Below are 23,906 nucleotides of genomic sequence, written 5' to 3'. Positions count from 1 at the left end.
CCTAAAGGACCCAGACGCCCATGGCGGCCAGCAGGACCGTGCCCGCCAGCGCCGCCGTCGGGGTGCGGTACGGGTGGACCAGGGTGTGGCGGCCCGTCCTGGCCTGGTGGGTGAGCCCGCGTTCGATCGTGCCCGCCAGCAGGATGGCGGCGAACGGCACGGCGAGCACGGCCGCGCCCACCGCCATCAGCCCGAGCACGCCCACGGCGAGCGGGCGCAGCCGGAAGGAGAACAGGGCGGCGACCGCGGCGAACACCCCGGCGGCGGCGAGCACCGGGTCGAGCGCGAGCCAGTCGGGGCCGGGCGTCGGGCGCAGGCTGGTCGACGGCCAGCCGATGCCCACGCCGAGCGCGAACAGCGACCCGACCATGAGCGAGAGCCTGCGCCTGCGCCTGCGCCACATGAGCCAGGCCGCCGTGGGGACCAGCGCCATGGCGACCGGCGCGGTCAGCACGGCGATGACCAGGAACGCGGTCGCCCACAGGTCGGGGGCGAGGGTGCGGTGCCGGTGCGGGGTCCAGAACAGCACCAGCGCGGCGACCGCCCAGGCCGCGGCCAGGTTCTCCGGCCGCACGCCGAGTTGCGCGGCCACCGCCAGCGGCGACACCGCCACCAGCCCGACCGCCGCGCCCGCCGTCCACCGGGACAGCCCCATCCGGCGCGCCATCCACCAGATCCCCACGCCGACCGCGACCGCGGCGAGCACCATCGGCTCGCGGACGGCGGCCAGGCCGGTGTCGTGCCTGCCGAACGCGCCCGTCGCCGTGGTGTAGACGGCGAGCTGGAGCAGCGCCAGCGTGGACGCCCCGCTGGGAACGGTGTCCAGGCTCCGCAGCGTGTGGACCTGGAAGACGTGGCCGATCTCGCCGAGCTGCGCGGGCCCGTCGAGCGCGGCGACCCGGATCGCGGCGGCCAGTCCCACCAGGCCGAGCAGCGATCCGCGCGCGATCAGCGTGGCGCGCGGGGTCGCGGGCCGGGGGAGGACGACGGTGCGGGGGCGGGTACTCCAGCGTTCGGTGGCCATGGGGTGCCCGGACGACCTCCTTCGCGCGGCGGTTCGGCCCATGCTAGACCGCCGTTCAGGCCCTTGCGTACTGCAACTTTCCGTGGCGCCCGCCCGCGTCCGGACGGGTGATCGAGTGGGCAGAAACCTGCGCCGACCGGGCGAATGCCAGGATGGCGGGTGTGCGTTTCGGCATCCGGGTGAAGCCGGGCGCGCGCCGGACCGCCGTGGGCGGGCGCCACGGCGACGCGCTCGTCGTCGCGGTGCAGGCGCCCGCCGTGGAGGGCAAGGCGAACGAGGCCGTGCGCAGGGCCGTCGCCGACGCGTTCGGCGTCCGCGCCCGCGACGTGGTGATCGCCGTCGGCGAGCGCGGCCGGGACAAGGTGATCGAGATCTCCGGCGATCACGCCGAGACGCTGGAACGCTTGCTGGGCAAGTGATCACGCCGCGGCGGCCGCGCGCCACCGCGGCGCGTGCCGGGCTGCTGGCCCGCCCACCGTGGAGAATGGGGCCCGCCGGTCGCGTGTGGGCGCGACCCGGGTCCCGGGGCGACACCCGGGCTGAGGGAGGTGTGGGTGAGCGAGCTGACCGCGGCCCTGGGTGTGGGCGCGGCCGTGATCCTCGTGGCGGCGTTGGCCGTCCGGGTGTCCGTCCGATTGGGACTGCCCTCGCTCGTGCTGTACCTGGGGATCGGGGTGCTGCTCGGGGAGTCCGGGCTCGGCATCCAGTTCTCCGACGCCGAACTCACCCAGTCGCTCGGGCTCGCCGCCCTCGTGCTGATCCTGGTCGAGGGTGGACTGACCACGCGGTGGTCGGACATCAGGCCCGCGGTGGGCGCCGGGCTCGCGCTGTCCACTGTGGGCGTGTTGATCAGCATCGGGGTCGCCGGGCTGGTCCTGCACCACGTGCTCGGCCTTGACTGGCGGACAGCCCTGCTGTGGGGCGCGGTGCTGGCGTCCACCGACGCCGCCGCGGTGTTCAGCGTGCTGCGCAGGCTGCCGATCACCCGCAGGCTGGCGGGCTCGCTGGAGCTGGAGTCCGGCATCAACGACGCCCCCTGCTACATCGCCGTCGTGCTGCTCGTCGGCACCGAGCCGATCGGCTGGGACGCGGCGCTGCTGATGGCCTACGAACTCGCCGTCGGCGCGCTCATCGGCGGCGCGCTCGGCTGGCTGGGCGCGCAGGCGCTGCGCCGGGCCGCGCTGCCCGCGACCGGCCTCTACCCGCTGGCCGCGGTGTCCGTCTGCGTGCTCGCCTTCGCCGGGGGACAGGCCGTGCACGCTTCCGGGCTGCTCGCGGCCTACCTGTCCGGCCTGGTGCTCGGCAACGCCAAGCTGCCGCACCGGTCCGACACGCTCTCCTTCGCCGAGGGGCTGGGCTGGCTGGCCCAGATCGGGCTGTTCGTGCTGCTCGGCCTGTTCGCCAGCCCCGGACGGCTGCTCGACGCGATCGTGCCGGGGCTGGTCGCGGGCGCGGTGGTCACCTTCATCGCCCGCCCGCTCTCGGTCGCCCTGTCGGCGACCTGGTTCGGCATGCCGTGGCGAGAACAGGTCTTCCTGTCCTGGGCCGGGCTGCGCGGCGCGGTGCCCGTCGTGCTCGCGATGATCCCGCTGTCGCAGGGCAGACCCGGGTCCGAACTGCTCGTCGACGCCGTGTTCGTGCTCGTCGTCGTGCTCACCCTCGTGCAGGGCACCACGCTGAAACCGCTGGCCAGGGCGCTCGGCCTCGACTCGGCGGCGCAGGCGCACGAGGTGCAGGTCGACGTCGCCTCCCTCGACGAGTTGGACGCGCACCTGCTGCAGCTCACCATCCCCAAGGGCTCCAAGCTGCACGGCGTCTACATCAGCGAGCTGCGCCTGCCGCCCGGGGCGACGGTCAGCCTGGTCGCCCGCGCGGGCGGGGCGTTCACCCCCGGCCCGACCACCCGCCTCCAGGAGGACGACCACGTCCTCATCGTCACCACCGAGGCGGTGCGCGACGCGGCCGAGGCGCGGCTGCGGGCGGTCGACCGCGCGGGCCGGTACGCGCGCTGGCGCGGCGAGACCGGCACCGCATGAGCCTTCTGGGATAAGGCCGGGTGACCCGCTCCTCGCTACCTTCGGTAGGACGTCATGCCCGAGGAGGTAGTCCATGGGGCTCGCCGCGCACCTGCCCGATCAGGGCCCGCCCGCCGTCGTCGGCGCGGGCCAGCGCGTGCCGCTGATCGACGGCAGGCTGATCGACTACGCCAACCTCGACCACGCCGCCAGCGCGCCCAGCCTGGCCGCGGTGCGGGCGGCGGTCGACGAGCTGCTGCCCTGGTACGCCGGGGTGCACCGGGGCGCGGGCTTCCCGTCGCGGGTCTCCACCCGGGTCTACGAGAACGCCCGCGACGCGCTGCGCCGCTTCGTCGGCGCCGGTCCGGACGCGGCCGTGGTGTTCACCCGCAACACCACCGACAGCCTCAACCTGCTGGCCCGCGCCCTGCCGTCGGACCCATCGGTCGTGCTGTTCGACACCGAGCACCACGCCGCGCTGCTGCCCTGGCGCGGCGCCCGCCACCTGCGCACGCCCGACCGCGCCGAGGACGCCGTCGACGTGCTCGACCGCGCGCTCGCCGAGCGGCCTGCCTGCCTGGTCGTGCTGACCGGCGCGTCCAACGTCACCGGCGAGGTCTGGCCGGTGGCCGCGCTCGCCGAGGTCGCCCACCGGCACGGCGCCCGCGTCGTCCTCGACGCCGCCCAGCTCGCCCCGCACCGGCCCGTGGACATCACCGCGCTCGGCGTCGACTACGTCGCCCTCTCCGGCCACAAGCTGTACGCGCCGTTCGGCGTGGGCGCGCTGGTCGGCCCCGGCGACTGGCTGCAGGCCGCCGAGCCGTACCTCGTCGGCGGCGGGGCCACCAAGGTCGTCGGCGACGGGTTCGCCGTCACCTGGTCCGACGCCCCGCACCGGCACGAGGCGGGCTCGCCCAACGTCGTCGGCGTGCACGCCATGGCCGTGGCCTGCACGACGCTCGCCGGGGCGTGGGAGCAGGTCGTCGCGCACGAGGAGACGCTGCTGGCCCGGCTGCGCTCGGCGCTGGCGCACGTGCCCGGCCTCACCGAGCTGGCGCTGTTCGGGCCCGACCACGACCGGGTCGGCGTCGTCAGCTTCACCCTGGACGGCGTCGACGCGGGCCTGGCCGCGGCCGTGCTCTCCGCCGAGCACGGGATCGGCGTGCGCGACGGCGCGTTCTGCGCCCACATCGCCGTGCGCAGGCTCGCCGGGCGGGCGCGCGGCGGCACCCAGGCGGTGCGCGCCAGCGTCGGGCTGGGCACCGCGCCCGAGCACGTCGACCGGCTCGGCCGGGCGCTGCGGCTGCTCGTGGCCCGCGGGCCGAGGGCCCACTACGAGGTCGTCGACGGCCGGTGGAGCCCGGTGCCCGACCCCCGTCCGCTGCCCCGGTTCCTGGCCGCCTGACCGCCGCGTTGGACAATGGGCGGGTGAGCAGCGAACACCCGACCGAGACCACGCCCGAACCGGCGGCCGAACCCGTGGGGCCCTGGCGCGGCCTGTGGCTGATCGCGACGGCCGTCGTGGTGTACGCCCTCGACGTCGTCACCAAGGTCATCGCGGTCGCCACGCTGGAGGGCCAGGCCCCGGTCGAACTGCTCGGCGGCGCGGTCTACCTGCAGCTCGTGCGCAACCCGGGGGCCGCGTTCTCCATGGCCACCGGCATGACCTGGCTGCTGACCCTGGTCGCGGCCGGGGTGGTCGTGGCGATCATCTGGATCCTGCCCAAGCTGCGCTCCACCGGCTGGGCCGTCGGCCTCGGCCTGGTGCTGGCGGGCGCCCTGGGCAACCTCACCGACCGGCTGTTCCGCGCCCCCGGGGTCTTCGAGGGCCACGTCGTGGACTTCGTCTCGGTGTTCGCGCCGAACGGCGACTTCTTCCCGGTGTTCAACGTCGCCGACTCCGGCATCACCATCGGCGGCATCCTGATCGTGCTGCTGACGCTGCGCGGCCGCGACTACGACGGCAAGGTGGCCAAGAAGTGAGGGACGCGCGCACCCTGCCGGTCCCCGACGGCCTGGACGGCATGCGGGTCGACGCGGGACTGGCCAAGCTGCTCGGCCTCTCCCGCACGGTCATCGCCACGCTGACCGACGCGGGCGACGTGCTGGTGGACGGCCGCCCGGCGGGCAAGTCCGACCGGCTCGTGGCGGGCAGCTGGCTGGAGGTCACCCTGCCCGAGCCGGAGCGCCCGGTCGAGGTGCAGGCCATCCCCGTCGACGGGCTCGTCCTGCTGCACGAGGACGACGACATCGCCGTGGTGGACAAGCCGGTCGGCGTGGCCGCCCACCCCAGCCCCGGCTGGACCGGGCCGACCGTGATCGGCGGCCTGGCCGCGGCGGGCGTGCGGGTGTCGACCTCGGGCGCGGCCGAGCGCCAGGGCGTCGTGCACCGGCTGGACGTCGGCACGACCGGGGTGATGGTCGTGGCCAAGAGCGAGCACGCGTACACCGTGCTCAAGCGCGCGTTCAAGGAGCGCACGGTCGAGAAGCGCTACCACGCGCTGGTGCAGGGCCACCCCGACCCGAGCGTGGGCACCATCGACGCCCCGATCGACCGGCACCCGCGCCACGACTACAAGTGGGCCGTCGTCGCGGGCGGCAAGCCCAGCGTCACCCACTACGAGACGATCGAGGCGTTCCGGGCGGCGTCGCTGCTGGACGTGAAGCTGGAGACCGGCCGAACCCACCAGATCCGGGTGCACTTCTCCGCGCTGCGCCACCCGTGCGTCGGCGACCTGACCTACGGCGCCGACCCGGTGCTGGCCAAGCGGCTCAACCTGCCCCGGCAGTGGCTGCACGCCCGCACCCTGGGCTTCCACCACCCCGACGACGGCCGCTGGGTCGAGTTCACCAGCGAGTACCCGACCGACCTGGCCACCGCGCTCGACATCCTGGCCGCCGAATCCTGAGGGCGCGGGTCCTGACCATCCGGTCCCGCGTCGGCTAGGTTGACGGGTGAACCAGTCTCCGCGGAGGTCGGCAATGAACGCGCCCAACGGCTCCCCCGACGACGACCCGTTCGCCCCCGGCGGCCGCGGCTTCCTGAACGACGGCGTCGCCCCGCCCGTCATCGGGGCGTCGCCGGGCGATGAGGTCGACGAGCCCGCCTACGACCGTGAGCCGCCGACCCGGCCCATCCCCGCGCAGCCCGAGGCGCAGGAGAGGAAGCCGGGCTTCTTCGGCAGGCTCTTCGGGCGCTAGTCCTCGATCTTCCAGGTCAGCGCGCGGGACTCCTCGTCGGGGCGCGGGGTCCAGCGCACCGAGGTGAGGACCGTGTCCTCGGGGACCACGTAGACGGTGTGCCCGCCCGCGGTCTCCCCGGGCGCGACGCCGATGCGGTGGGCCGGACGCGAGGACAGCGAGACCGGAGCCTTGCTGATCTCCTGGCCGTCGGCGGCGACGAGGACCAGGTACAGGTCGGGCAGACCCGCGAACTTCACCGGGCCGCGGTTGATCAGCTCGGTGTGCACGACGACCGAGCGCTCGCCCGGCTGCAGGGTGTAACCGGCGGCGGTGAACAGGTAGTCGGCCGGGTCGACGACCTCGATCAGCTTGATCGACAGCCGCTCGCCCTCCAGCCCCTCGGTCTCCAGCGTCTCGCCCGCCCGCCCGTCCCGGCGTCCGGGCCGCGGCGATGGCTGGGTGCGGTCCATGCTGTTGTTCGGCGGCTGGTCGCCGCGCGCCCAGGTCGAGGTCTGCGGCGGACCCCAGGTGTTGATCGGGTCGCCCGGGTCCGGCGGCGGGAGGGGCGGCTGCTGCGCCGGGAACGGATGGCTCGGCGGCCCCGCGAACTGCCCCGCCGGATGCGCGGGCGCGACCTGGTGCGGACCGCTCGGGGGCGCGACCTGATGGGGTCCGCTGTGGAGTCCGGCCTGGTGGGGTCCCGGCTGGTGGGGGCCAGCCTGGTGAGGATTGCCCGCGACCTGGTGTGGCCCGCTCGGCGGCCCGACCGGGTAGGCGCCGCTCGGCGGCGCGACCGGGTGGTGCTGCGGCTGGCCGGGCGCCGCGTACTGCGCGTAAGGCTGCTGGTAGCCGGGCGGGTAGCCGTATCCGGGCTGTTGCTGCTGCTGCGGGGCCATCCGCGCCAGCGCGGCCCGGAGCCCGTTGACGTCGCACTCGACGCCGACCAGCAGCGGGAGCCCGGACGCCGAGAGCGCGACCAGCCGGGAGGCGACCTCGCGCGGGTCCATGCCCATGCGCGCGGCCACCTCGTGCACGGCCGCCCTGCCCATCTCGGCGACCACACCGAGCAGGCGCGCGTCAACAGCATCCGTCACGCAGCGCACGCTACCGGGTCGCCTCACCCCCCGCGCCGGAAGCCGAGCCACAACGCGTCTCCAACCCCGGTCGGTGATCAACCGATCGCGCTGAGCCGCCGGGCGGGCCTGCGCGGGTCGTCCACCCGGGCGGCGATGTCGGCGACGGCCAGCGGGTCGACCTCGGCGTCGTACCGGGCGTAGGCGGGCAGCGCCCACGCCTCGTCCGTGCGCCGGGCCAGCGCCGCGGGCGTCATCGACAGGTGCACCGACACCTCGTGCGGCAGCCCCCGACCCAGCAGCAGCTCGCCGTCGACGACCACCACCCCGCCCTCGGGCAGTGAGACGTACGCCGCCCGCGTCGCCCGGTCCGCGGCGGCGTCCCAGAGCGATGGCAGCACCCGGCCGCTGCCGCCCGGCCCGAGCGGGTCGAGCACCTCGCGGCGCAGCGCGCCCTCGTCCAGCCACGCTTCGTAGCGGGCGTCGGGGTCCTCCCTGCCCCGCTCGAACCGCAGCGACGCGGGGCGCAGGAAGTCGGCGGCGCGGACCCGGAGCACTGCTCTGCCCAGCACGCGCAGACGGTCGGCGACGGCGTCGGCGAGGTCGCCGGGGGCGGTCGGCGGAGCCCCGTCGACGAGTGCCCGAGCCCACCCTCCGCGACCGGACACAATGATCGACTCGGCGACGTCGTCGGCCAGTTTCTCCTGTGTGGTAGGGGAAAATCGCACGTGCGCATCTTTCTCGGCGCGCCTCGTCCGACCGATCGGGGGCCTGGTCTAGGCTGCCCGGGTGGCCGCTGACTCCTTCGCTCATCTGCATGTTCACACCGAGTATTCGATGCTCGACGGAGCGGCCAAACTCAAGGACATGTTCGCCGAGTGCGAGCGGCTGGGGATGTCCGCCGTGGCGATCACCGACCACGGCCACACCAACGGCATCTACGACTTCTACAAGCAGGCCACCGCCGCGGGCATCAAGCCGATCCTCGGCATCGAGGCCTACCTCGCGCCCGGGTCGCGCTTCAACAAGGACCGGATCCGCTGGGGCGACCCGTCGCAGAAGGGCGACGACGTCTCCGGCTCCGGCGCCTACACCCACCAGACGATCTGGGCGCGCGACGCCAAGGGCCTGACCAACCTGATGAAGCTGTCCAGCCGCGCGTCGCTGGAGGGGCAGCTCGGCAAGTGGCCGCGCATGGACCGCGAGCTGATCGCCGAGCACGCCGAGGGCCTGATGGCCACCACCGGCTGCCCGTCCGGCGAGGTGCAGACCCGGCTGCGCCTCGGCCACGACGCCGAGGCGCTGGAGGCCGCGGCCGCGTGGCGCGACATCTACGGCAAGGACAACTTCTACGTCGAGCTGATGGACCACGGCATCGAGATCGAGAGCCGGGTCCGCGGCGGGCTGGTCGAGATCGCCCGCAAGCTCGACATCCCGTTCGTCGTCACCAACGACTCGCACTACACCTACCGCAGCGACCGCGACGCCCACGACGCGCTGCTGTGCGTGCAGACCGCCAGCACGCTGCAGGACCCGACGCGCTTCCGCTTCGACGGAGACGGCTACTACCTGAAGTCGCCCGACGAGATGCGCGCGGTCGACTCGTCCGAGCCGTGGCAGGAGGGCTGCCGCAACACCCTGCTGATCGCCGAGAAGGTCGACCCGGCGGGGATGTTCGAGTTCCGCAACCTCATGCCGCGCTTCCCCATCCCGGACGGCAAGACCGAGGACGAGTTCTTCCGCGAGCAGGTGTGGGCGGGCATGCGCCGCCGCTTCCCGGACGGCATCGACGACGAGCACGCCAAGCAGGTCGAGTTCGAGATCGGCGTCATCCTGCAGATGGGGTTCCCGGCGTACTTCCTCGTCGTCGCCGACCTCATCCAGTGGGCCAAGAACAACGGCATCCGGGTCGGCCCCGGCCGAGGCTCGGCGGCGGGCGCGCTCATCGCCTACGCACTGGGCATCACCGACCTCGACCCGCTGGCCCACGGGCTGATCTTCGAGCGCTTCCTCAACCCCGACCGCGTCAGCCCCCCCGACATCGACATCGACTTCGACGAGCGCCGCCGCGGCGACGTCATCCGCTACACCACCGAGAAGTGGGGCGCGGAGAAGGTCGCGCAGGTCATCACGTTCGGCACCATCAAGGCGAAGGCCGCGATCAAGGACTCCGCGCGGGTGCTGTTCGGCCAGCCCGGCTACGCCATCGCCGACCGGATCTCCAAGGCGTACCCGCCCGCGGTGATGGCCAAGGACATCCCGCTCAACAGCCTCTTCGACCCGAAGCACAAGCGCTACGCCGAGGCCACCGAGATCCGCGAGCTCTACAACTCCGACCCGCAGGTCAAGGAGATCATCGACACCGGGCGCGGGCTGGAGGGCCTGATCCGCAACGCGGGCGTGCACGCCTGCGCGGTCATCCTCTCGGCCGAGCCGCTGATGGAGTCGATCCCGCTGTGGAAGCGGCCGCAGGACGGCGCGATCATCACGCAGTTCGACTACCCGACCTGCGAAGCGCTCGGCCTGCTGAAGATGGACTTCCTGGGCCTGCGCAACCTCACGGTCATCGACGACGCGCTGCACAACATCGAGCGCAACGGCAAGGCCGTGCCGGACCTGGAGACGCTCGACCTCAACGACAAGCCCACCTACGAGCTGCTGTCCCGCGGCGACACGCTCGGGGTGTTCCAGCTCGACGGCGGGCCCATGCGCGACCTGCTGCGGCTCATGCGCCCCGACAACTTCGAGGACATCTCCGCCGTCGGCGCGCTCTACCGGCCGGGCCCGATGGGCGCGAAGTCGCACACGAACTACGCGCTGCGCAAGAACGGCCAGCAGGAGATCTCCCCGATCCACCCGGCGCTCGCCGAGCCGCTGGAGGACATCCTCGGCACGACCTACGGCCTGATCGTGTATCAGGAGCAGGTCATGGCCATCGCCCAGAAGCTCGCCGGGTACACGCTCGGACAAGCGGATCTGCTCCGCCGCGCCATGGGCAAGAAGAAGAAGGAAGTCCTGGACGCGGAGTACGTCAACTTCGCCAACGGGATGAAGGAGAACGGCTACCCAGAGGACGCGATCAAGACCCTCTGGGACATCCTGGTCCCGTTCGCCGACTACGCGTTCAACAAGGCGCACTCGGCCGCCTACGGGCTCATCTCCTACTGGACGGCCTACCTCAAGGCGAACTACCCCGCCGAGTACATGGCCGCGCTGCTCACCAGCGTCCGCGACGACAAGGACAAGGCCGCCGTCTACCTGGCGGAATGCCGCAAGATGGGCATCACCGTGCTGCCGCCGGACGTCAACGAGTCCGCCCGCGACTTCGCCCCGGTCGGCGCCGACATCCGCTTCGGCCTCGGCGCGATCCGCAACGTCGGCGCGAACGTCGTCGAGTCCATCATCCGCGCGCGCACGGAGAAGGGCGAGTTCACCGACTTCTCCGACTTCCTGCGCAAGGTGGACGCGTCGGCCTGCAACAAGAAGGTCGTCGAGTCGCTGATCAAGGCGGGCGCGTTCGACTCGCTCAAGCACCCGCGCAAGGGCCTGTTCCTGGTGCACACCGACGCCATCGACGCGGTGATGGAGACCAAGAAGGCCGAGGCCGTCGGCCAGTTCGACCTCTTCGGCGCGGGCGGCGACGGCGACGAGGACGTCACCAGCGTCTTCGACGTGCGCGTGCCGGACGACGTGTGGGAGTCCAAGCACCAGCTCGCGCTGGAGCGGGAGATGCTGGGCCTCTACGTCTCCGGCCACCCGCTCGACGGCGTCGAGCACATCCTGGCCGCCCAGTCCGACACGCCGATCGCGGCGATCCTGGAGGGCGGCATCGCCGACGGCGCGCAGGTCACCGTCGGCGGCATCCTGGCCTCGGTCAACCGCAGGGTGAACAAGAACGGCGAGCCGTGGGCGTCGGCCCAGGTCGAGGACCTCAACGGCGGCATCGAGGTGCTGTTCTTCCCCAAGACCTACGCCGTGGTCGGCATGAGCGTGCTGGAGGACGCGATCGTGCTGGTCAAGGCCAGGGTGGCCAAGCGGGAGGACCGCATCTCGCTGATCGCCAACGACCTGGCCGTGCCCGACCTGACGGTCTCCGACGCACCGTTCCGGCTCAGCATGGCGGCGACGAAGTGCACGCCGCAGATGGTGACGCAGCTGAAGGACGTCCTCACCGCCCATCCCGGGCGGACGGTGGTGCACCTCAAGCTGGTCAACGGGCACCGGCAGACGCTGCTCAAGCTGGACGAGGCGCTGCGCGTGACGCCCTCGCCATCCCTTATGGGCGATTTGAAGGCGTTGCTGGGACCGGGCTGCCTCACCTGATCTTCGGTACCCTGGGGTCGGCGGGATTCGACCCTGAGGGGGTAATCAGGTGTCCATTTTGGACGACGATGTTGTCGTGCGCCTGGACGAGGTCTTCGTGCAGGACCCGCACAGCCTCTACCGGGAGCTGCGCGAGGCCGCCCCGGTCCGCCGCGTCGTGCTGCCCGGCGGCCTGCGCGGCTGGCTGGTCACCCGCTACGCCGACGTCCGCGCCGCGCTGGCGGACCCGACGCTGAGCAAGGACTTCGCGGGCGTGGGCGAGCTCGTGGAGCGCCACGCCGAGGAGGGCGCGGCCAACGCCTTCGCCGCCGAGCTGGCCGCGCACATGCTCAACACCGACCCGCCCGACCACACCCGCCTGCGCAAACTGGTGAACCGCGCGTTCACCGTCCGCGGTGTCGAGGGCTTGCGCCCGAGGATCCTGGAGATCACCAGGGAACTGCTCGACGCGATGGAGAGCGGCCCCGACGAGGTCGACCTGCTGTCGGCGTTCGCGTTCCCGCTGCCGATGACGGTGATCTGCGAGGTGCTGGGCGTCCCGGACGACGACCGCGACGATTTCCGCAGGTGGTCGTCGGTCCTGCTGTCGGCGGCAGGCCCGGAGGAGATGGGCGCCGCGGCCCAGGCGATGCTGCAGTACCTGCTCAACCTGATCGCCACCAAACGCGCCAACCCCGGCGAGGACCTGTTGACCGCCCTGTGCCACGCCACGGAGGACAACGACCGCCTCAGCGAGCCCGAGCTGGTGTCGATGGCGTTCCTGCTGCTGGTGGCGGGCCACGAGACCACGGTCAACCTGATCGGCAACGGCACCCTCGGCCTGCTGCGCCACCCGTCGGAGCTGGCCGCCCTCCAGGCCGACCCCGCCCTGCTGCCCGGCGCCATCGAGGAGTTCCTCCGCTACGACGGCCCGGTCAACATCGCCACCCTCCGCTACACCACCACCCCACTCACCCTCGACGAGGTGACGATCCCCGAGGGCGAGTTCGTCTTCCTCTCCCTCAGCGCCGCCAACCGCGACCCGGCCCGCTTCCCGGACGCGGAAACCCTGTCCGTCCGCCGCGCCCCCAGCGCCCACCTCGCCTTCGGCCACGGCATCCACTACTGCGTCGGCGCCCCCTTGGCCCGCATGGAGGGCGAGGTAGCCCTGGGCGAACTCCTCCGCCGCTTCCCGAATCTGACCCTGGCCGCGGACCCGGGCGACCTGCGCTACCGCACCAGCCCGATCCTGCGGGGCTTGGAGGAACTCCCGGTCCGCCTGCGCTGATTCCCCCGGGTCCGGCGGGTTGAACCCGCCGGACCCGGCGCAAGGACAGGCGCCCCGGCTGAGGACAGCACAAGGGCAACCACGACGGCCGCCAGTACACCGGCTTTCCTGGTGGTTGCCACGGCCGCCGGTCTGCGCGCCGGGTTTCTGGTGGTTGCCGTAACGGGGGCAGGTGCCGCCAGTACACCGGGGCTCCTGGTTGCTGCCACGATGGCCGTGTCGTCAGCTCGCCGGGTTTCGTCGCTGCGGCGAGCCAGGACGCCTGCCGCCCATGGAGCGGGCGGTGCCAGCCCTTGCCCGGGCGAAGCCGCCGTGATTCAGCCGAATGGACGTAGTCGTTCCGCCGGTGGCGTCGTCGGGCGGCGTCTTGACCTCCCACGGCGGGCGGTGGACGGTCCGACTGGTCCGCCACGGCGCCGGGCCCCTGCTGCTCGGCCTGGCAGCCTCGACCTCGGACAAGGTGGGCGCCGTGGTTCTGCCCGCGCACCGCGACCTCCCGGAACGGGTGCTCGTGACGCGCGACGGCGAGCCGGGCCAGGTGTTCGACGCCCGGTCCGTCGCCCTGATCGGCACCGCTCCCGCAGAGACGGACATCGCGTGGCGCACGCGATCGGCATCGGCGACCGCCTGCTCGTGCAGTCCTTGGTGGACCGCGACGCGGGCGCCCTGCGGGTCCTCGATGCCGATAACTTCGCCGAGGTGCGCTCGATCGCGGTGCCGTGTCAGTTCCAGGCGTTCTCCGTCACCGCGGCCGTGATCGCCGTGGATTGCCCCTCGGCGCACGAGGTCTGGGTGTTCGGATAGACGAATGGGCCTTGACATCCGGTGTGGCACCCGGCGTTCGTTCGGGTGGGCGGGTAGCGTTCGGTTGGTGCGGGGGCGTGACGAAGGTTCCGGGGTGGTGGCGGCGCGGCTGCGGCGGGTGCGTGGTCACCTGGCTTTGGTGACCCTGTTGGGACCGCTGCTCGGCGTCGCGTCTGTGCTTGGGTTCGGTGGGTGGTTGCCGTTGCTGGCGGTGCCCGTGCTCATCGCCGTCGTCGGGGTCGGGTGGTTCCGGGCGATCCGGTTCCGGCCGCGGCGCTGGCCGTTGCGGGCCGCTGTGCTCGGGGCCGCCGCCGGGATCGCGGCGGGGGTGCCGGTGCTGCCGTGGGTCGTGTGCCCGGTCGCCGCGGTGGTGCTCGGGGCCGCTGGGTGGTGGGTCGCCGACAAGGCCCGTGCCGTCGTCCTGGAGCCGTACACCCCCGAGCTGGCCGACTCGCCCGTCGAGGTGCCGTGGCAGGCGCGTGGGGCGCGGGGTCTGGAGCTGGTCGTAGGCACCGACCGGATCTCGTTGGCGGGCGGGCGGTTCAAGACCGTGCGGCCCGCGGTGGCGCTGTCCGGGGTCGGCAGCGTCGAGCAGGTCATGGTCGCCCGGCGGGCCACGCTGCCCGTGCCGGGGGTCGGGGAGGTCCGGGTGACCGTCACCCCGGGGCCCGCCGTGCGGATCACCGTGCCGCCGGGGGAGTGGATAGTGCCGACCGACCACGGGCGCGAGATCGCCCGGCTGGTCGCCAGGCGCAAGGCGCTGGCCGGGGTCGACTAGCCTCGGCGCCCGTGAGCCCCGATGAGCTGCTGGCCGCCGACCGCGCGCACGTCTGGCACCCGTACTCGCCCATGCCGGGCACGCAGGACCCGCTGATCGTCCGCGAGGCGAGCGGCGTGCGGCTGACGCTGGCCGACGGCCGCGAGCTGGTCGACGGCATGTCCTCCTGGTGGGCGGCCATCCACGGCTACCGCAACCCCGTGCTCGACGCCGCGGTCACCGACCAGCTCGGCCGGATGAGCCACGTCATGTTCGGCGGCCTCACCCACGAGCCCGCCGTCCGGCTGGCCACCAAGCTCGTCGAGATCACCCCCGACCCGCTGCAGCACGTCTTCCTCTGCGACTCCGGCTCGGTCTCGGTCGAGGTCGCGGTCAAGATGTGCCTGCAGTACTGGCGCTCGATCGACCGACCGGCCAAGTCCCGGCTGCTGACCTGGCGCGGCGGCTACCACGGCGACACCTTCCAGCCGATGAGCGTCTGCGACCCCGACGGCGGCATGCACTCGCTGTGGCGCGGCGTCCTGCCGGTCCAGGTCTTCGCCGACGCCCCGCCAGCCGAGTTCGACCACGACTACGTCGCCCACCTCGCCGCCGTCATCGAGGAGCACGCCGACGAGCTCGCGGCCGTGATCGTCGAGCCGGTCGTGCAGGGCGCGGGCGGCATGCGCTTCCACGACCCCCGCTACCTGCACGTCCTGCGCGAACTCACCCTCGCCCACGACGTCCTGCTGGTCTTCGACGAGATCGCCACCGGCTTCGGCCGCACCGGCGCGCTGTTCGCCGCCGACCACGCGGGCGTCAGCCCGGACGTGATGTGCCTGGGCAAGTCGCTGACCGGCGGTTACCTCAGCCTCGCCGCCACCCTGTGCACGCCGAGGATCGCCGACGGCATCTCCCGGGGCGAGCTGCCCGTGCTCGCCCACGGCCCCACGTTCATGGGCAACCCGCTGGCGACGGCGGTCGCGTCGGCGTCCATCGACCTGCTGCTCGCGGGCGACTGGCAGGGCACGGTCAAGCGCATCGAGGCCGAGCTGACCGCGGGCCTCAAGCCCGCCCGCGACCTGCCCGGCGTCCGCGACGTCCGGGTGCTGGGCGCGATCGGCGTCGTGCAGCTCGACCGCCCGGTCGACATGGCCGCGGCGACCAGTGCCGCCGTGGACGCTGGCGTCTGGCTGCGCCCGTTCCGCGACCTGATCTACACCATGCCGCCGTTCGTCAGCACCACCGAGGACGTGGCCGCGATCGCCGCCGGGGTCCTCGCGGCGGCCGCCGCCTAGCCGAGCGCGCGCTCCAGCTCGGTGTTCGTGGGCTCGACCAGCACCGCGCCGCCGGGCAGCACCACCACGGGGATGTTCTTGCGGCCACCGGCGAGGTCGACGGCCTCGGCACGGGCCCGCTCGTCGTGCTCCACGTCGATCTCGGTGAACCCGACACCGGCGCGGCGCAGCCAGGCCTTGGCCCGGCGGCAGTCGCCGCACCAGTCCGCGCCGTAGACGATCACGTTCTCCACGGACGAGACCCTAGCCGTCGCGCCGCCCTGTTTAGGTCCATACCAATTGCCAGGTCTAGCCTGTCCTGACGTGAGTGTGCTGGTGATCAGCGGGACCGGGACCGGTGTCGGCAAGACCGTCGTGACCGCGGCCGTCGCCGCCATCGCGGTGGCGGCTGGCAGGCGGGTCGCGGTGCTCAAACCCGCCCAGACCGGGGTGTCCACGGACGAGCCGGGCGACGTGGACGTGGTCCGCGCGCTCGCGGGTGAGATCACCGGCGTCGAGCTGCGCCGCTTCCCCGACCCGCTGGCCCCGGACACCGCCGCGCGCCGCGTCGGGATGCCGCCGGTGCGGCCCTCCGAGGTGGCCTCCGCCGTCGGCGAGCTGACCGCCACCCACGACCTCGTGCTCGTCGAGGGCGCGGGCGGGCTGCTGGTGCGCCTGGACCCCGACGGCGGCACGCTGGCCGACGTCGCCTGGTCGCTGGGCGCCCCCGTGCTGGTCGTCGCGAGCGCGGGCCTCGGCACGCTCAACGCCGCCGCGCTGACCGGCGAGGCGCTGCGCACGCGCGGCGTCGCCTGCGCGGGCGTGGTCATCGGGTCCTGGCCCGCCGACCCGGACCTGGCCTCCCGCTGCAACCTCGACGACCTGCCGTCCGTGGCGAACGCGCCGCTGGCCGGGGCCGTGCCCGAGGGCGCGGGGGAGCTGCCCGCCGCCGAGTTCGCCCTGGTCGCGCGCCGCGCGCTGGCGCCTGCGCTGGGCGGGGAGTTCGACCCGAAGGAGTTCGCGGGCCGCTATCCGGCGTGAGAAACATCGCGCGTCGGTGTCAGCGGAATGCGGCAGACTGACCCGTCGAACGCCGTAGCCGGATCAAGGAGGACCACCGTGACGGCAGCCGCCGAGCGCACGACCACCGACGTGCTCGCCGTGGCCCGCGAGCAGGTGCTGGAGCGCGGGGTCGGGCTGGACGAGGCCCAGGTGCTCCAGGTGCTGCGCCTGCCGGACGAGCGCATGGAGGAGCTGCTGGGCCTGGCCCACGAGGTCCGCATGAAGTGGTGCGGCCCGGAGGTCGAGGTCGAGGGGATCGTCTCGCTCAAGACCGGCGGCTGCCCCGAGGACTGCCACTTCTGCTCGCAGTCCGGCCGCTTCCCCACCCCGGTGCGCTCGGCGTGGCTGGACATCCCCGGCCTGGTCAAGGCCGCCGAGCAGACCCGCGCCACGGGCGCGACCGAGTTCTGCATCGTCGCCGCGGTGCGCGGGCCCGACGCCCGCCTGCTGTCCCAGGTCCGCGAGGGCATCAAGGCCATCCGCGAGTCCGGCAACGACATCCAGATCGCCTGCTCGCTGGGCATGCTCACCCAGGAGCAGGTCGACGAGCTGGTCGCGATGGGCGTACACCGCTACAACCACAACCTGGAGACCGCCCGCTCGCACTTCCCCCAGGTCGTCACCACGCACACCTGGGAGGAGCGCTGGGACACCCTGCGCATGGTGCGCGACGCGGGCATGGAGGTCTGCTCCGGCGGCATCATCGGCATGGGCGAGACCGACGAGCAGCGCGCCGAGTTCGCCGTCCAGCTCGCCGAGCTGGAGCCGGACGAGGTCCCGATGAACTTCCTCATCCCGCAGCCGGGCACCCCGTACGCCGACTACGAGCCGATCGAGGGCCGCGACGCCCTGCGCGTGGTCGCCGCGTTCCGGCTGGCACTGCCCCGCACGATGCTGCGCTTCGCGGGCGGCCGGGAGCTGACCCTGGGCGACCTCGGCGCGGAGCAGGGCATGCTGGGCGGCGTCAACGCGATCATCGTGGGCAACTACCTGACCAACCTCGGCAGGCCCGCGCAGCGCGACCTCGACATGCTGAGCGACCTGAAGATGCCGATCAAGGCGCTGAGCGAGAGCCTGTAGCCGTGTTCTGCGTGCACTGCGGGAATCCGGTGGCCGAGGGCGGGCACACCGGCTGCGACAGCCCCCGCACCGCCCTGGAGCCGCCCCGCTTCTGCGCCGAGTGCGCCCGCCGCATGGTCGTCCAGGTGACGCCCGTGGGGTGGACGGCCCGGTGCAGCAGGCACGGCGAGCTGTCCAGCGGGGCTGACCTGCATCCCACGGCGTAGGCACTACGCTTCGCACCGTTGACTTCTCTTTCCACGGGTGCGGAGGTTTCGTGACGCAGCAGCGGGATGTGGGCCACGCCCGGGCGGAGATCGCCCCGGCCTACCTGCCCTGGCCTGCCCCGCAACGCCCCCGCGTCGTGGTGAAGCGCGATCTGCTCCCGGCGGTCTCCGTGCTGTCGACGGTGGCGCTGTTCGGCATGGCGATCGGCTGGCTGTGGTCGCGGCTGGCCCCCGAGCAGCTCTCCGCGGTGGTCGACGGCGGCAAGTACGTGCCGCTGCGGGCCGAGAGCTACCACCGGTTCGAGGACCTGGTGCTGTTCCTGCTGCTCACCCTGGCCGCAGGCCTGGTGACCGGGTCCGCGGTCTGGCTGCTGCGCGAGCGCCGCGGCCCGGTGGTCCTCCTGGCGGCCACCGGCGGCTCCGCGCTGGCGGCCTGGCTGGCCACCCAGGTCGGCCTGGCCTGGGCCCAGTCCCGCTTCGCGATCACCTCGGCCCCCCAGGTCGGCGACGTGATCGCGCTGGCCCCCCGGCTGGAGTCGCCCTGGGTGATCGTGGCCTGGCCCCTGGGCACCGCCCTCGCCTACAGCCTGGCCGCCGCCTGGAACGGCCACCCGGACCTCGGCCGCCGCTTGGGCTAGCTCTCCGGTGGTTGCGGAGGTCGGGCGGGGGCTGGTCAGCTGGTGGGCATCCGCAGTCTCGGCTATCTCTGCTGCCGCCTCGGCTAGCGACGGTCGGGTGGCTGTTGTTGGTTCAGCTGGCGGGCAACCTGATCCCGATAGCCGCCTCGGCTGGCTTCGCGGTGTTTGCGGGGGTCGGGCGGTCCAGCTGCCCCGGTCCCGGCCGCCGTCTCGGCTCGTTCCGCCCCCGCAGGTAGGCGCGTCGATCGAGGGATCGCGCTAGTTCAGGCTGATCGGGGTGGTGAACTCCGACGGCGGGGCGGGCACGGCGCGCAGGCGGGTGAGGAGGCCGGTTTCGCGGTTGAGGAGGCGCACCACCTGGCGTAGGCGGTGGACGGGGCGGGTTTCCTCCAGAAGGTGTTGGCGGTCCTCCAGGGTGAGCAGGCAGTCCGCGGCGATCACGTGGGCCAGTGCGCAGACGTCGAGGTCGGGGTCGGGTTCGGACCAGTCGTCGTCCTGCCAGGCGGCCTCGCAGTAGCGGCGGTGGGCGGCTCGGGCGGCGTCGGCGAGGGCGGCCACCGAGCCGGGAGCGCTGTCGGGCAGCGCCGAGTCCGGCAGCCACTCGACCGTCCCGACCAGGTAGGGCGCGCTCTTGGCGTCCAGGTCGAGCAGCCGGAACCGGCGCCCGCCTGTGGTGATGATGTCGTAGCGGCCGTCGGGGAGGCGCTTGGCCTGGCGCAGGGCCGCCGTGCAGCCGATCTCGCGCAGCTGGGACACGTCGGTGACCTCGTGGTCGTTGGCCGGGCGCATCGCCACCACGCCGAACTCGCGGCCGGGGACCGCGCCGGTGACCAGGTCGACGGTCAGCTGCCGGTAGCGCGGCTCGAAGATGTGCAGCGGCAGGCTCGCTCCCGGCAGCAGGACCGCCTGCAGGGGGAACAGCGGTAGCGACTCGGGCACGCGACCACGCTACGACGAAGCGGACCGCTCCGCCGTCCGTATTCAGCCGGTTCTGCCGGTCGACGGCGGGCGCAGCACGGCGAACGGGTCGGTGACCACCATCGCTGTCTCGGCGAACCGGAACTGCGCCGCGGGTCGGCCGCCGCTGCGGCCCGGTTTCGTCGTGTGACCGGTCGGCTCCAGCAAGCCACGGCGGGCGAGCACGCGTTGCAAGTTAGTGGCGGAAACCCGATAGCCGAGAGCAGCCGAGTACAACTCGCGCAGCGCCGAGATCGTGAACTCCGGGGGCGCGAGCGCGAAGCCGATGTTGGTGTACGACATCTTCGCGCGCAGCCGGTTGCGTGCCCGCAGCACGATCGCGCCGTGGTCGAACGCGGTCCTGGGCAGCGCGTCGATCGCGTGCCACGCGGTGTCCGGCGGCAGTTCCGGGTCGAGGTGCGAGGGGACGAGGCAGAGGAACGCCGTCGCCAGCACCCGGGGGCCGGGCACCCGGTCCGGCGCGCTGAAGACCGCGAGCTGCTCGACGTGGCTCACCTGGCGCACGTCGACCTTCTCGGCGAGCTGGCGCAGGATCGACGACTCCACGTCCTCGTCCGCGCCGAGCCGCCCGCCCGGCAGTGACCAGCGGTGCGCGTGCGGCTCCCGTGCGCGTTCCCAGAGCAGCACCCGCAGTGATCCCTCTCTCACCTGGAGCACAGCGGCTAGGACTTCGTGGGCCAGCGCGCTGTGTGGGGTGATAGCATCAGCCATGTTTTCGATCCTAAGGCGAAAACCTCGGGAACGGAAACGGCCGAACGGATGGAGGACGCGATGACCGCCGAACTGCTCGACCTGACCCCCTACGGCGGGGTCGTGGCGGACGCCGCCTGGCGCGACGAGGTGCGCAGGCTCGCCGACGAGCGCGACGCGGTGCTGCTCGCGCACAACTACCAGCTGCCGGAGATCCAGGACATCGCCGACCACACCGGCGACTCGCTGGCCCTCTCGCGCATCGCCGCGAACTCGTCGGCGTCGACGATCGTCTTCTGCGGCGTGCACTTCATGGCCGAGACCGCGAAGATCCTCAGCCCGGACAAGACCGTCCTGATCCCGGACGCGCGCGCGGGCTGCTCCCTCGCCGACTCCATCACCGCCGACGAGCTGCGCGCCTGGAAGGCCGAGCACCCCGGCGCGGTCGTCGTGTCCTACGTGAACACGACCGCCGAGGTGAAGGCCGAGACCGACATCTGCTGCACGTCGTCGAACGCGGTGGACGTCGTCGCGTCGATCCCCGCCGACCGCGAGGTGCTGTTCCTGCCCGACCAGTTCCTCGGCGCGCACGTCAAGCGGGTCACCGGCCGGGAGAACCTGCACATCTGGGCGGGGGAGTGCCACGTGCACGCGGGCATCAACGGCCCCGAGCTGGCCGAGCGCGCCGCCGCCAACCCCGACGCCGACCTCTACATCCACCCCGAGTGCGGCTGCGCGACCTCCGCGCTGTACCTGGCAGGCGAGGGCATCGTGCCCAGCGAGCAGGTCAAGATCCTGTCCACCGGGGACATGGTGGGCCAGGCCAAGGCGAGCAAGGCCAAGACCGTGCTCGTGGCCACCGAGGTCGGCATGCTGCACCAGCTGCGCAAGGCCGCCCCGGGCGTGGACTTCCAGGCGGTCAACGACCGCGCGTCCTGCCGGTACATGAAGATGATCACCCCGGCCGCCGTGCTGCGCGCGCTGCGGGAGAACGCCGACGAGGTGCACGTCGACCCCGAGACCGCGCGCAAGGCCAGGGGCGCGGTGCAGCGGATGATCGAGATCGGCACCCCCGGCGGCGGCGAGTGACCGCCCGCTGGGCCGCCCGCGCCGACCTCGTCGTGGTCGGCACCGGCGTCGCCGGGCTGACGGCGGCGCTGCGCGCGCGGGAGCTGGGCCTGCGGGTCCTGGTCGTCACCAAGGCCGAGGCCGAGGACGGCAACACGCGGTACGCCCAGGGCGGCGTTGCCGTCGTCCTGCCGGGCGAGCACGACCCGGGCGACTCGGTGGAGCGGCACATCGCCGACACGCTCACCGCGGGCGCGGGCCTGTGCGACGAGGACGCCGTGCGCGCGATCGTGGCCGACGGCCCGGACGCGGTGTCGCGGCTGATGGACCTGGGGGCGGTGTTCGACAGCGGCCCGGACGGGCGGCTGGCACGCACCCGCGAGGGCGGGCACAGCGCGTTCCGCGTCGTGCACGCGGGCGGCGATGCCACGGGCGCGGAGGTCGAGCGCGCGCTGCTCGCGGCGACGCGGGACGGGCGCGTTCCCGTGCTGGAGGGACATGTCGCCGTCGACGCCGTGCGGACGGCGTCGGGGGCGGTGGCCGGGCTGCTGGTGCTGGACGGCTCCGGCGTGCCGGGCGTGCTGGGGGCGCAGGCGGTGCTGCTGGCGTCGGGGGGACTGGGGCAGCTGTACCAGGCGACGTCGAACCCGGAGGTCGCCACGGGGGACGGCGTCGCGCTCGCGCTGCGGGCGGGGGCGCCGGTGGCCGACATCGAGTTCGTGCAGTTCCACCCGACGGTGCTCTACACCGGAGCGGGCGCGCGGGGGCGCTGCCCGCTGGTGACGGAGGCCGTGCGCGGCGAGGGCGCGGTGCTGGTCGACGCGCTGGGGAACCGGGTCATGGCAGGCGTGCACCCGCTGGCCGACCTCGCGCCGCGCGACGTCGTCGCCGCAGCGATCACCCGGCACACGGCGTCCGCTCCGGGGGGTGTGGACGACCATGTGTTCCTCGACGCGACCGGTATCGACTCCTTCCCGGCGCGGTTCCCGACGGTGCACGCCGCGTGCGTCGCCGAGGGGATCGACCCGGCGGTGTCGCCGATCCCGGTCGCGCCCGCCGCGCACTTCGCCTGCGGCGGTGTCGTGGCCACTGTGGACGGACGCACCCCGGTGGTCGGGCTCTACGCCGCGGGCGAGGTGGCCAGCACCGGCCTGCACGGGGCGAACCGCTTGGCGTCCAACAGCCTGCTGGAGGGGCTGGTCGTCGGCAGGCGGGCGGCCGAGGCGGTCGCCGCCGACCTCGCCGCAGGCCTGCTCGCCCGGCCCGCGACGGACGCCGCGCTTCCGGTCGCCCCGGTCGCCACCCGGGACTCCCTGCAGCGGGTCATGAGCCGCTACGCCGGGATCGGCCGCGACGCCGAGGGCCTCGCCGTCGTCGGCTCGGTGCTCGATGTGTCCTCTGTAGACCGCGAGCTGACCACGAGGGAGCTCGTCGAGGACGCGGCGCTGACGCTGGTGGCCCGCGCGCTCATCGCCTCGGCGTCGGCGCGCACCGAGTCCCGCGGCTGCCACGTCCGCACCGACTTCCCGGCGCGCGATGAGTTCGCCCGGCGGCTGTTCATCCGCACCACCCCGTCCGGCCAGCCGGTCCTGGCGTGGCCGCTGTCCCTGCGAGGTGCCGCATGACCCTCGACCGCGCCGACATGGAGCGCGTCATCGCCACGGCTCTGGAGGAGGACCTGCGCTACGGGCCCGACGCCACCACGGAGGCCACCGTCCCCGCCGACGCGGTCGCCGTGGCCGAGATGACGCCCCGCAAGCCGGGCGTGCTGGCGGGTGTCCCGGTCGCCATCGCGGTGTTCGAGCGCGTGGTGCCCGACCTGACCGTCCTGTCCTCTGAGGAGGACGGCACGCCTGCCGTGCCCGGCCAGCCCGCCCTGGTCGTCCGCGGTAGCACGCGGGCCCTGCTGACCGCCGAGCGGACGGCGCTGAACCTGGTCTGCCACCTGTCCGGCATCGCCACGGCCACCGCGGCCTGGGTGGCGGCCCTGGCGGGCACCGGCGCGGCGGTCCGCGACTCCCGCAAGACGCTGCCCGGCCTGCGCCTGCTGGAGAAGTACGCCGTCCGATGCGGCGGCGGCGTCAACCACCGCCTCGGCCTGGGCGACGCGGTCCTGATCAAGGACAACCACGTCGTCGCGGCGGGCTCGGTCGCCAAGGCCCTGGCGGCGGCCCGGGCCCACGCCCCCGACCTGCTGTGCGAGGTGGAGGTCGACAGCCTCGACCAGTTGGACGAGGCCCTGGCCGAGCGCGCGGAGTTGGTCCTGCTGGACAACTTCACCCCGGCGCAGTGCGCCGAGGCGGTCCGCAGGGCGCGCGGCACGGGCACCCGCCTGGAAGCCTCCGGCGGCCTGACCCTCGACGTGGCCAGGTCCTACGCCGAGACCGGCGTCGACTACCTGTCCGTCGGCGCGCTCACGCACTCGTCCCCGGCGTTGGACCTCGGCCTTGACCTCCAGTGA

The 23,906-nt window shown here is 73.3% G+C and carries 24 protein-coding genes; 18 read left to right on the top strand and 6 right to left on the bottom strand.

The window, feature by feature from the left end; all coding sequences use genetic code 11:
* Position 1: 1 nt before the first annotated feature.
* Entirely contained in the window at positions 2–1,024 is a 1,023-nt protein-coding gene (locus Actkin_RS23430; protein WP_258904280.1) for a hypothetical protein, read from the bottom strand.
* Positions 1,025–1,176: 152 nt separating this feature from the next.
* On the opposite strand from Actkin_RS23430, the gene Actkin_RS23425 reads away from it, so the two are divergent.
* The 6 genes from Actkin_RS23425 to Actkin_RS23400 all read left to right on the top strand — a co-directional run bounded on the left by Actkin_RS23425 (position 1,177) and on the right by Actkin_RS23400 (position 6,240).
* Complete coding sequence (locus Actkin_RS23425) at positions 1,177–1,443, top strand: DUF167 domain-containing protein (protein WP_258904279.1); 267 nt, start codon at positions 1,177–1,179, stop codon at positions 1,441–1,443.
* 135 nt (positions 1,444–1,578) lie between these two features.
* Positions 1,579–3,060, top strand: a complete 1,482-nt coding sequence (locus Actkin_RS23420) for a potassium/proton antiporter (RefSeq protein WP_258904278.1) — start codon at positions 1,579–1,581, stop codon at positions 3,058–3,060.
* Between the two features lie 73 nt (positions 3,061–3,133).
* On the top strand, positions 3,134–4,444 hold the full coding sequence (locus tag Actkin_RS23415) for an aminotransferase class V-fold PLP-dependent enzyme (RefSeq protein WP_258904277.1): 1,311 nt from the start codon (positions 3,134–3,136) through the stop codon (positions 4,442–4,444).
* Positions 4,445–4,467: 23 nt separating this feature from the next.
* Entirely contained in the window at positions 4,468–5,022 is a 555-nt protein-coding gene (lspA, locus tag Actkin_RS23410; RefSeq protein ID WP_229786996.1) for a signal peptidase II, read from the top strand.
* 41 nt (positions 5,023–5,063) lie between these two features.
* Positions 5,064–5,948 (top strand): RluA family pseudouridine synthase, encoded by an 885-nt coding sequence (locus tag Actkin_RS23405; RefSeq protein ID WP_258907978.1) that lies wholly within the window; start codon positions 5,064–5,066, stop codon positions 5,946–5,948.
* A gap of 73 nt (positions 5,949–6,021) precedes the next feature.
* A complete protein-coding gene (locus tag Actkin_RS23400; protein WP_258904276.1) occupies positions 6,022–6,240 on the top strand; it encodes a hypothetical protein in 219 nt (72 codons plus the stop codon).
* Here Actkin_RS23400 and Actkin_RS23395 read toward each other — a convergent pair.
* Entirely contained in the window at positions 6,237–7,271 is a 1,035-nt protein-coding gene (locus tag Actkin_RS23395) for an AsnC family protein (RefSeq protein ID WP_258907977.1), read from the bottom strand. The genes Actkin_RS23400 and Actkin_RS23395 overlap by 4 nt on opposite strands.
* Before the next feature lie 122 nt (positions 7,272–7,393).
* A complete protein-coding gene (locus Actkin_RS23390; protein ID WP_258904275.1) occupies positions 7,394–8,023 on the bottom strand; it encodes a nucleoside/nucleotide kinase family protein in 630 nt (209 codons plus the stop codon).
* A gap of 61 nt (positions 8,024–8,084) precedes the next feature.
* On the opposite strand from Actkin_RS23390, the gene dnaE reads away from it, so the two are divergent.
* The 5 genes from dnaE to Actkin_RS23365 all read left to right on the top strand — a co-directional run bounded on the left by dnaE (position 8,085) and on the right by Actkin_RS23365 (position 15,744).
* Positions 8,085–11,618 (top strand): DNA polymerase III subunit alpha, encoded by a 3,534-nt coding sequence (dnaE, locus tag Actkin_RS23385; RefSeq protein WP_258904274.1) that lies wholly within the window; start codon positions 8,085–8,087, stop codon positions 11,616–11,618.
* A gap of 58 nt (positions 11,619–11,676) precedes the next feature.
* Entirely contained in the window at positions 11,677–12,885 is a 1,209-nt protein-coding gene (locus Actkin_RS23380) for a cytochrome P450 family protein (protein ID WP_258904273.1), read from the top strand.
* Between the two features lie 597 nt (positions 12,886–13,482).
* Complete coding sequence (locus Actkin_RS23375) at positions 13,483–13,689, top strand: hypothetical protein (RefSeq protein ID WP_258904272.1); 207 nt, start codon at positions 13,483–13,485, stop codon at positions 13,687–13,689.
* A gap of 196 nt (positions 13,690–13,885) precedes the next feature.
* Positions 13,886–14,467, top strand: coding sequence for a hypothetical protein (locus Actkin_RS23370; RefSeq protein ID WP_258904271.1), 582 nt, complete (start codon positions 13,886–13,888; stop codon positions 14,465–14,467).
* A gap of 11 nt (positions 14,468–14,478) precedes the next feature.
* Positions 14,479–15,744 (top strand): adenosylmethionine--8-amino-7-oxononanoate transaminase, encoded by a 1,266-nt coding sequence (locus Actkin_RS23365; RefSeq protein WP_258904270.1) that lies wholly within the window; start codon positions 14,479–14,481, stop codon positions 15,742–15,744.
* Here the strand turns inward: Actkin_RS23365 and Actkin_RS23360 are convergent.
* Positions 15,741–15,977, bottom strand: a complete 237-nt coding sequence (locus Actkin_RS23360; RefSeq protein WP_189211551.1) for a glutaredoxin family protein — start codon at positions 15,975–15,977, stop codon at positions 15,741–15,743. The two genes, Actkin_RS23365 and Actkin_RS23360, sit on opposite strands and share 4 nt — an antisense overlap.
* Before the next feature lie 70 nt (positions 15,978–16,047).
* Between Actkin_RS23360 and bioD the strand changes: the two genes are divergently transcribed.
* From bioD to Actkin_RS23340, 4 genes are all read left to right on the top strand, one after another.
* Positions 16,048–16,764: a dethiobiotin synthase gene (gene bioD, locus Actkin_RS23355; protein WP_189211550.1), complete on the top strand. Its 717-nt coding sequence runs from the start codon at positions 16,048–16,050 to the stop codon at positions 16,762–16,764.
* Between the two features lie 78 nt (positions 16,765–16,842).
* Entirely contained in the window at positions 16,843–17,865 is a 1,023-nt protein-coding gene (bioB, locus tag Actkin_RS23350; RefSeq protein ID WP_258904267.1) for a biotin synthase BioB, read from the top strand.
* Positions 17,866–17,867: 2 nt separating this feature from the next.
* The gene (locus Actkin_RS23345; RefSeq protein ID WP_189211548.1) at positions 17,868–18,071 is read left to right on the top strand and encodes a biotin synthase auxiliary protein BsaP; all 204 of its coding nucleotides are present in this window, start codon (positions 17,868–17,870) and stop codon (positions 18,069–18,071) included.
* 50 nt (positions 18,072–18,121) lie between these two features.
* Positions 18,122–18,709, top strand: a complete 588-nt coding sequence (locus Actkin_RS23340) for a DUF2567 domain-containing protein (RefSeq protein WP_229786994.1) — start codon at positions 18,122–18,124, stop codon at positions 18,707–18,709.
* A gap of 258 nt (positions 18,710–18,967) precedes the next feature.
* Here the strand turns inward: Actkin_RS23340 and Actkin_RS23335 are convergent, their stop codons facing one another.
* Together Actkin_RS23335 and Actkin_RS23330 are read right to left on the bottom strand one after the other, a co-directional pair.
* Positions 18,968–19,648 (bottom strand): LON peptidase substrate-binding domain-containing protein, encoded by a 681-nt coding sequence (locus tag Actkin_RS23335; protein ID WP_189211547.1) that lies wholly within the window; start codon positions 19,646–19,648, stop codon positions 18,968–18,970.
* Positions 19,649–19,690: 42 nt separating this feature from the next.
* Positions 19,691–20,398 carry an NUDIX hydrolase gene (locus Actkin_RS23330; protein ID WP_189211546.1) on the bottom strand — a complete coding sequence of 236 codons (708 nt, stop codon included), beginning with the start codon at positions 20,396–20,398 and terminating at the stop codon, positions 19,691–19,693.
* Between Actkin_RS23330 and nadA the strand changes: the two genes are divergently transcribed.
* Genes nadA through nadC form a run of 3 tightly spaced genes read left to right on the top strand, consistent with a single transcriptional unit; the run spans position 20,360 to position 23,906 of the window.
* Positions 20,360–21,466: a quinolinate synthase NadA gene (nadA, locus tag Actkin_RS23325; protein WP_308425896.1), complete on the top strand. Its 1,107-nt coding sequence runs from the start codon at positions 20,360–20,362 to the stop codon at positions 21,464–21,466. The genes Actkin_RS23330 and nadA overlap by 39 nt on opposite strands.
* Entirely contained in the window at positions 21,463–23,070 is a 1,608-nt protein-coding gene (locus Actkin_RS23320) for an L-aspartate oxidase (RefSeq protein ID WP_258904265.1), read from the top strand. The genes nadA and Actkin_RS23320 overlap by 4 nt, the downstream gene beginning before the upstream one ends.
* Positions 23,067–23,906 (top strand): carboxylating nicotinate-nucleotide diphosphorylase, encoded by an 840-nt coding sequence (gene nadC / locus Actkin_RS23315; protein WP_258904264.1) that lies wholly within the window; start codon positions 23,067–23,069, stop codon positions 23,904–23,906. Before Actkin_RS23320 ends, nadC begins: the two co-directional genes overlap by 4 nt.

It is taken from the genome of Actinokineospora sp. UTMC 2448, assembly GCF_024760565.1.
Taxonomy (GTDB): Bacteria; Actinomycetota; Actinomycetes; order Mycobacteriales; family Pseudonocardiaceae; genus Actinokineospora; species Actinokineospora fastidiosa.
The sequence above is the reverse complement of the archived record's forward strand: the minus strand, read 5'-3'. Positions and strand labels throughout refer to the sequence as shown.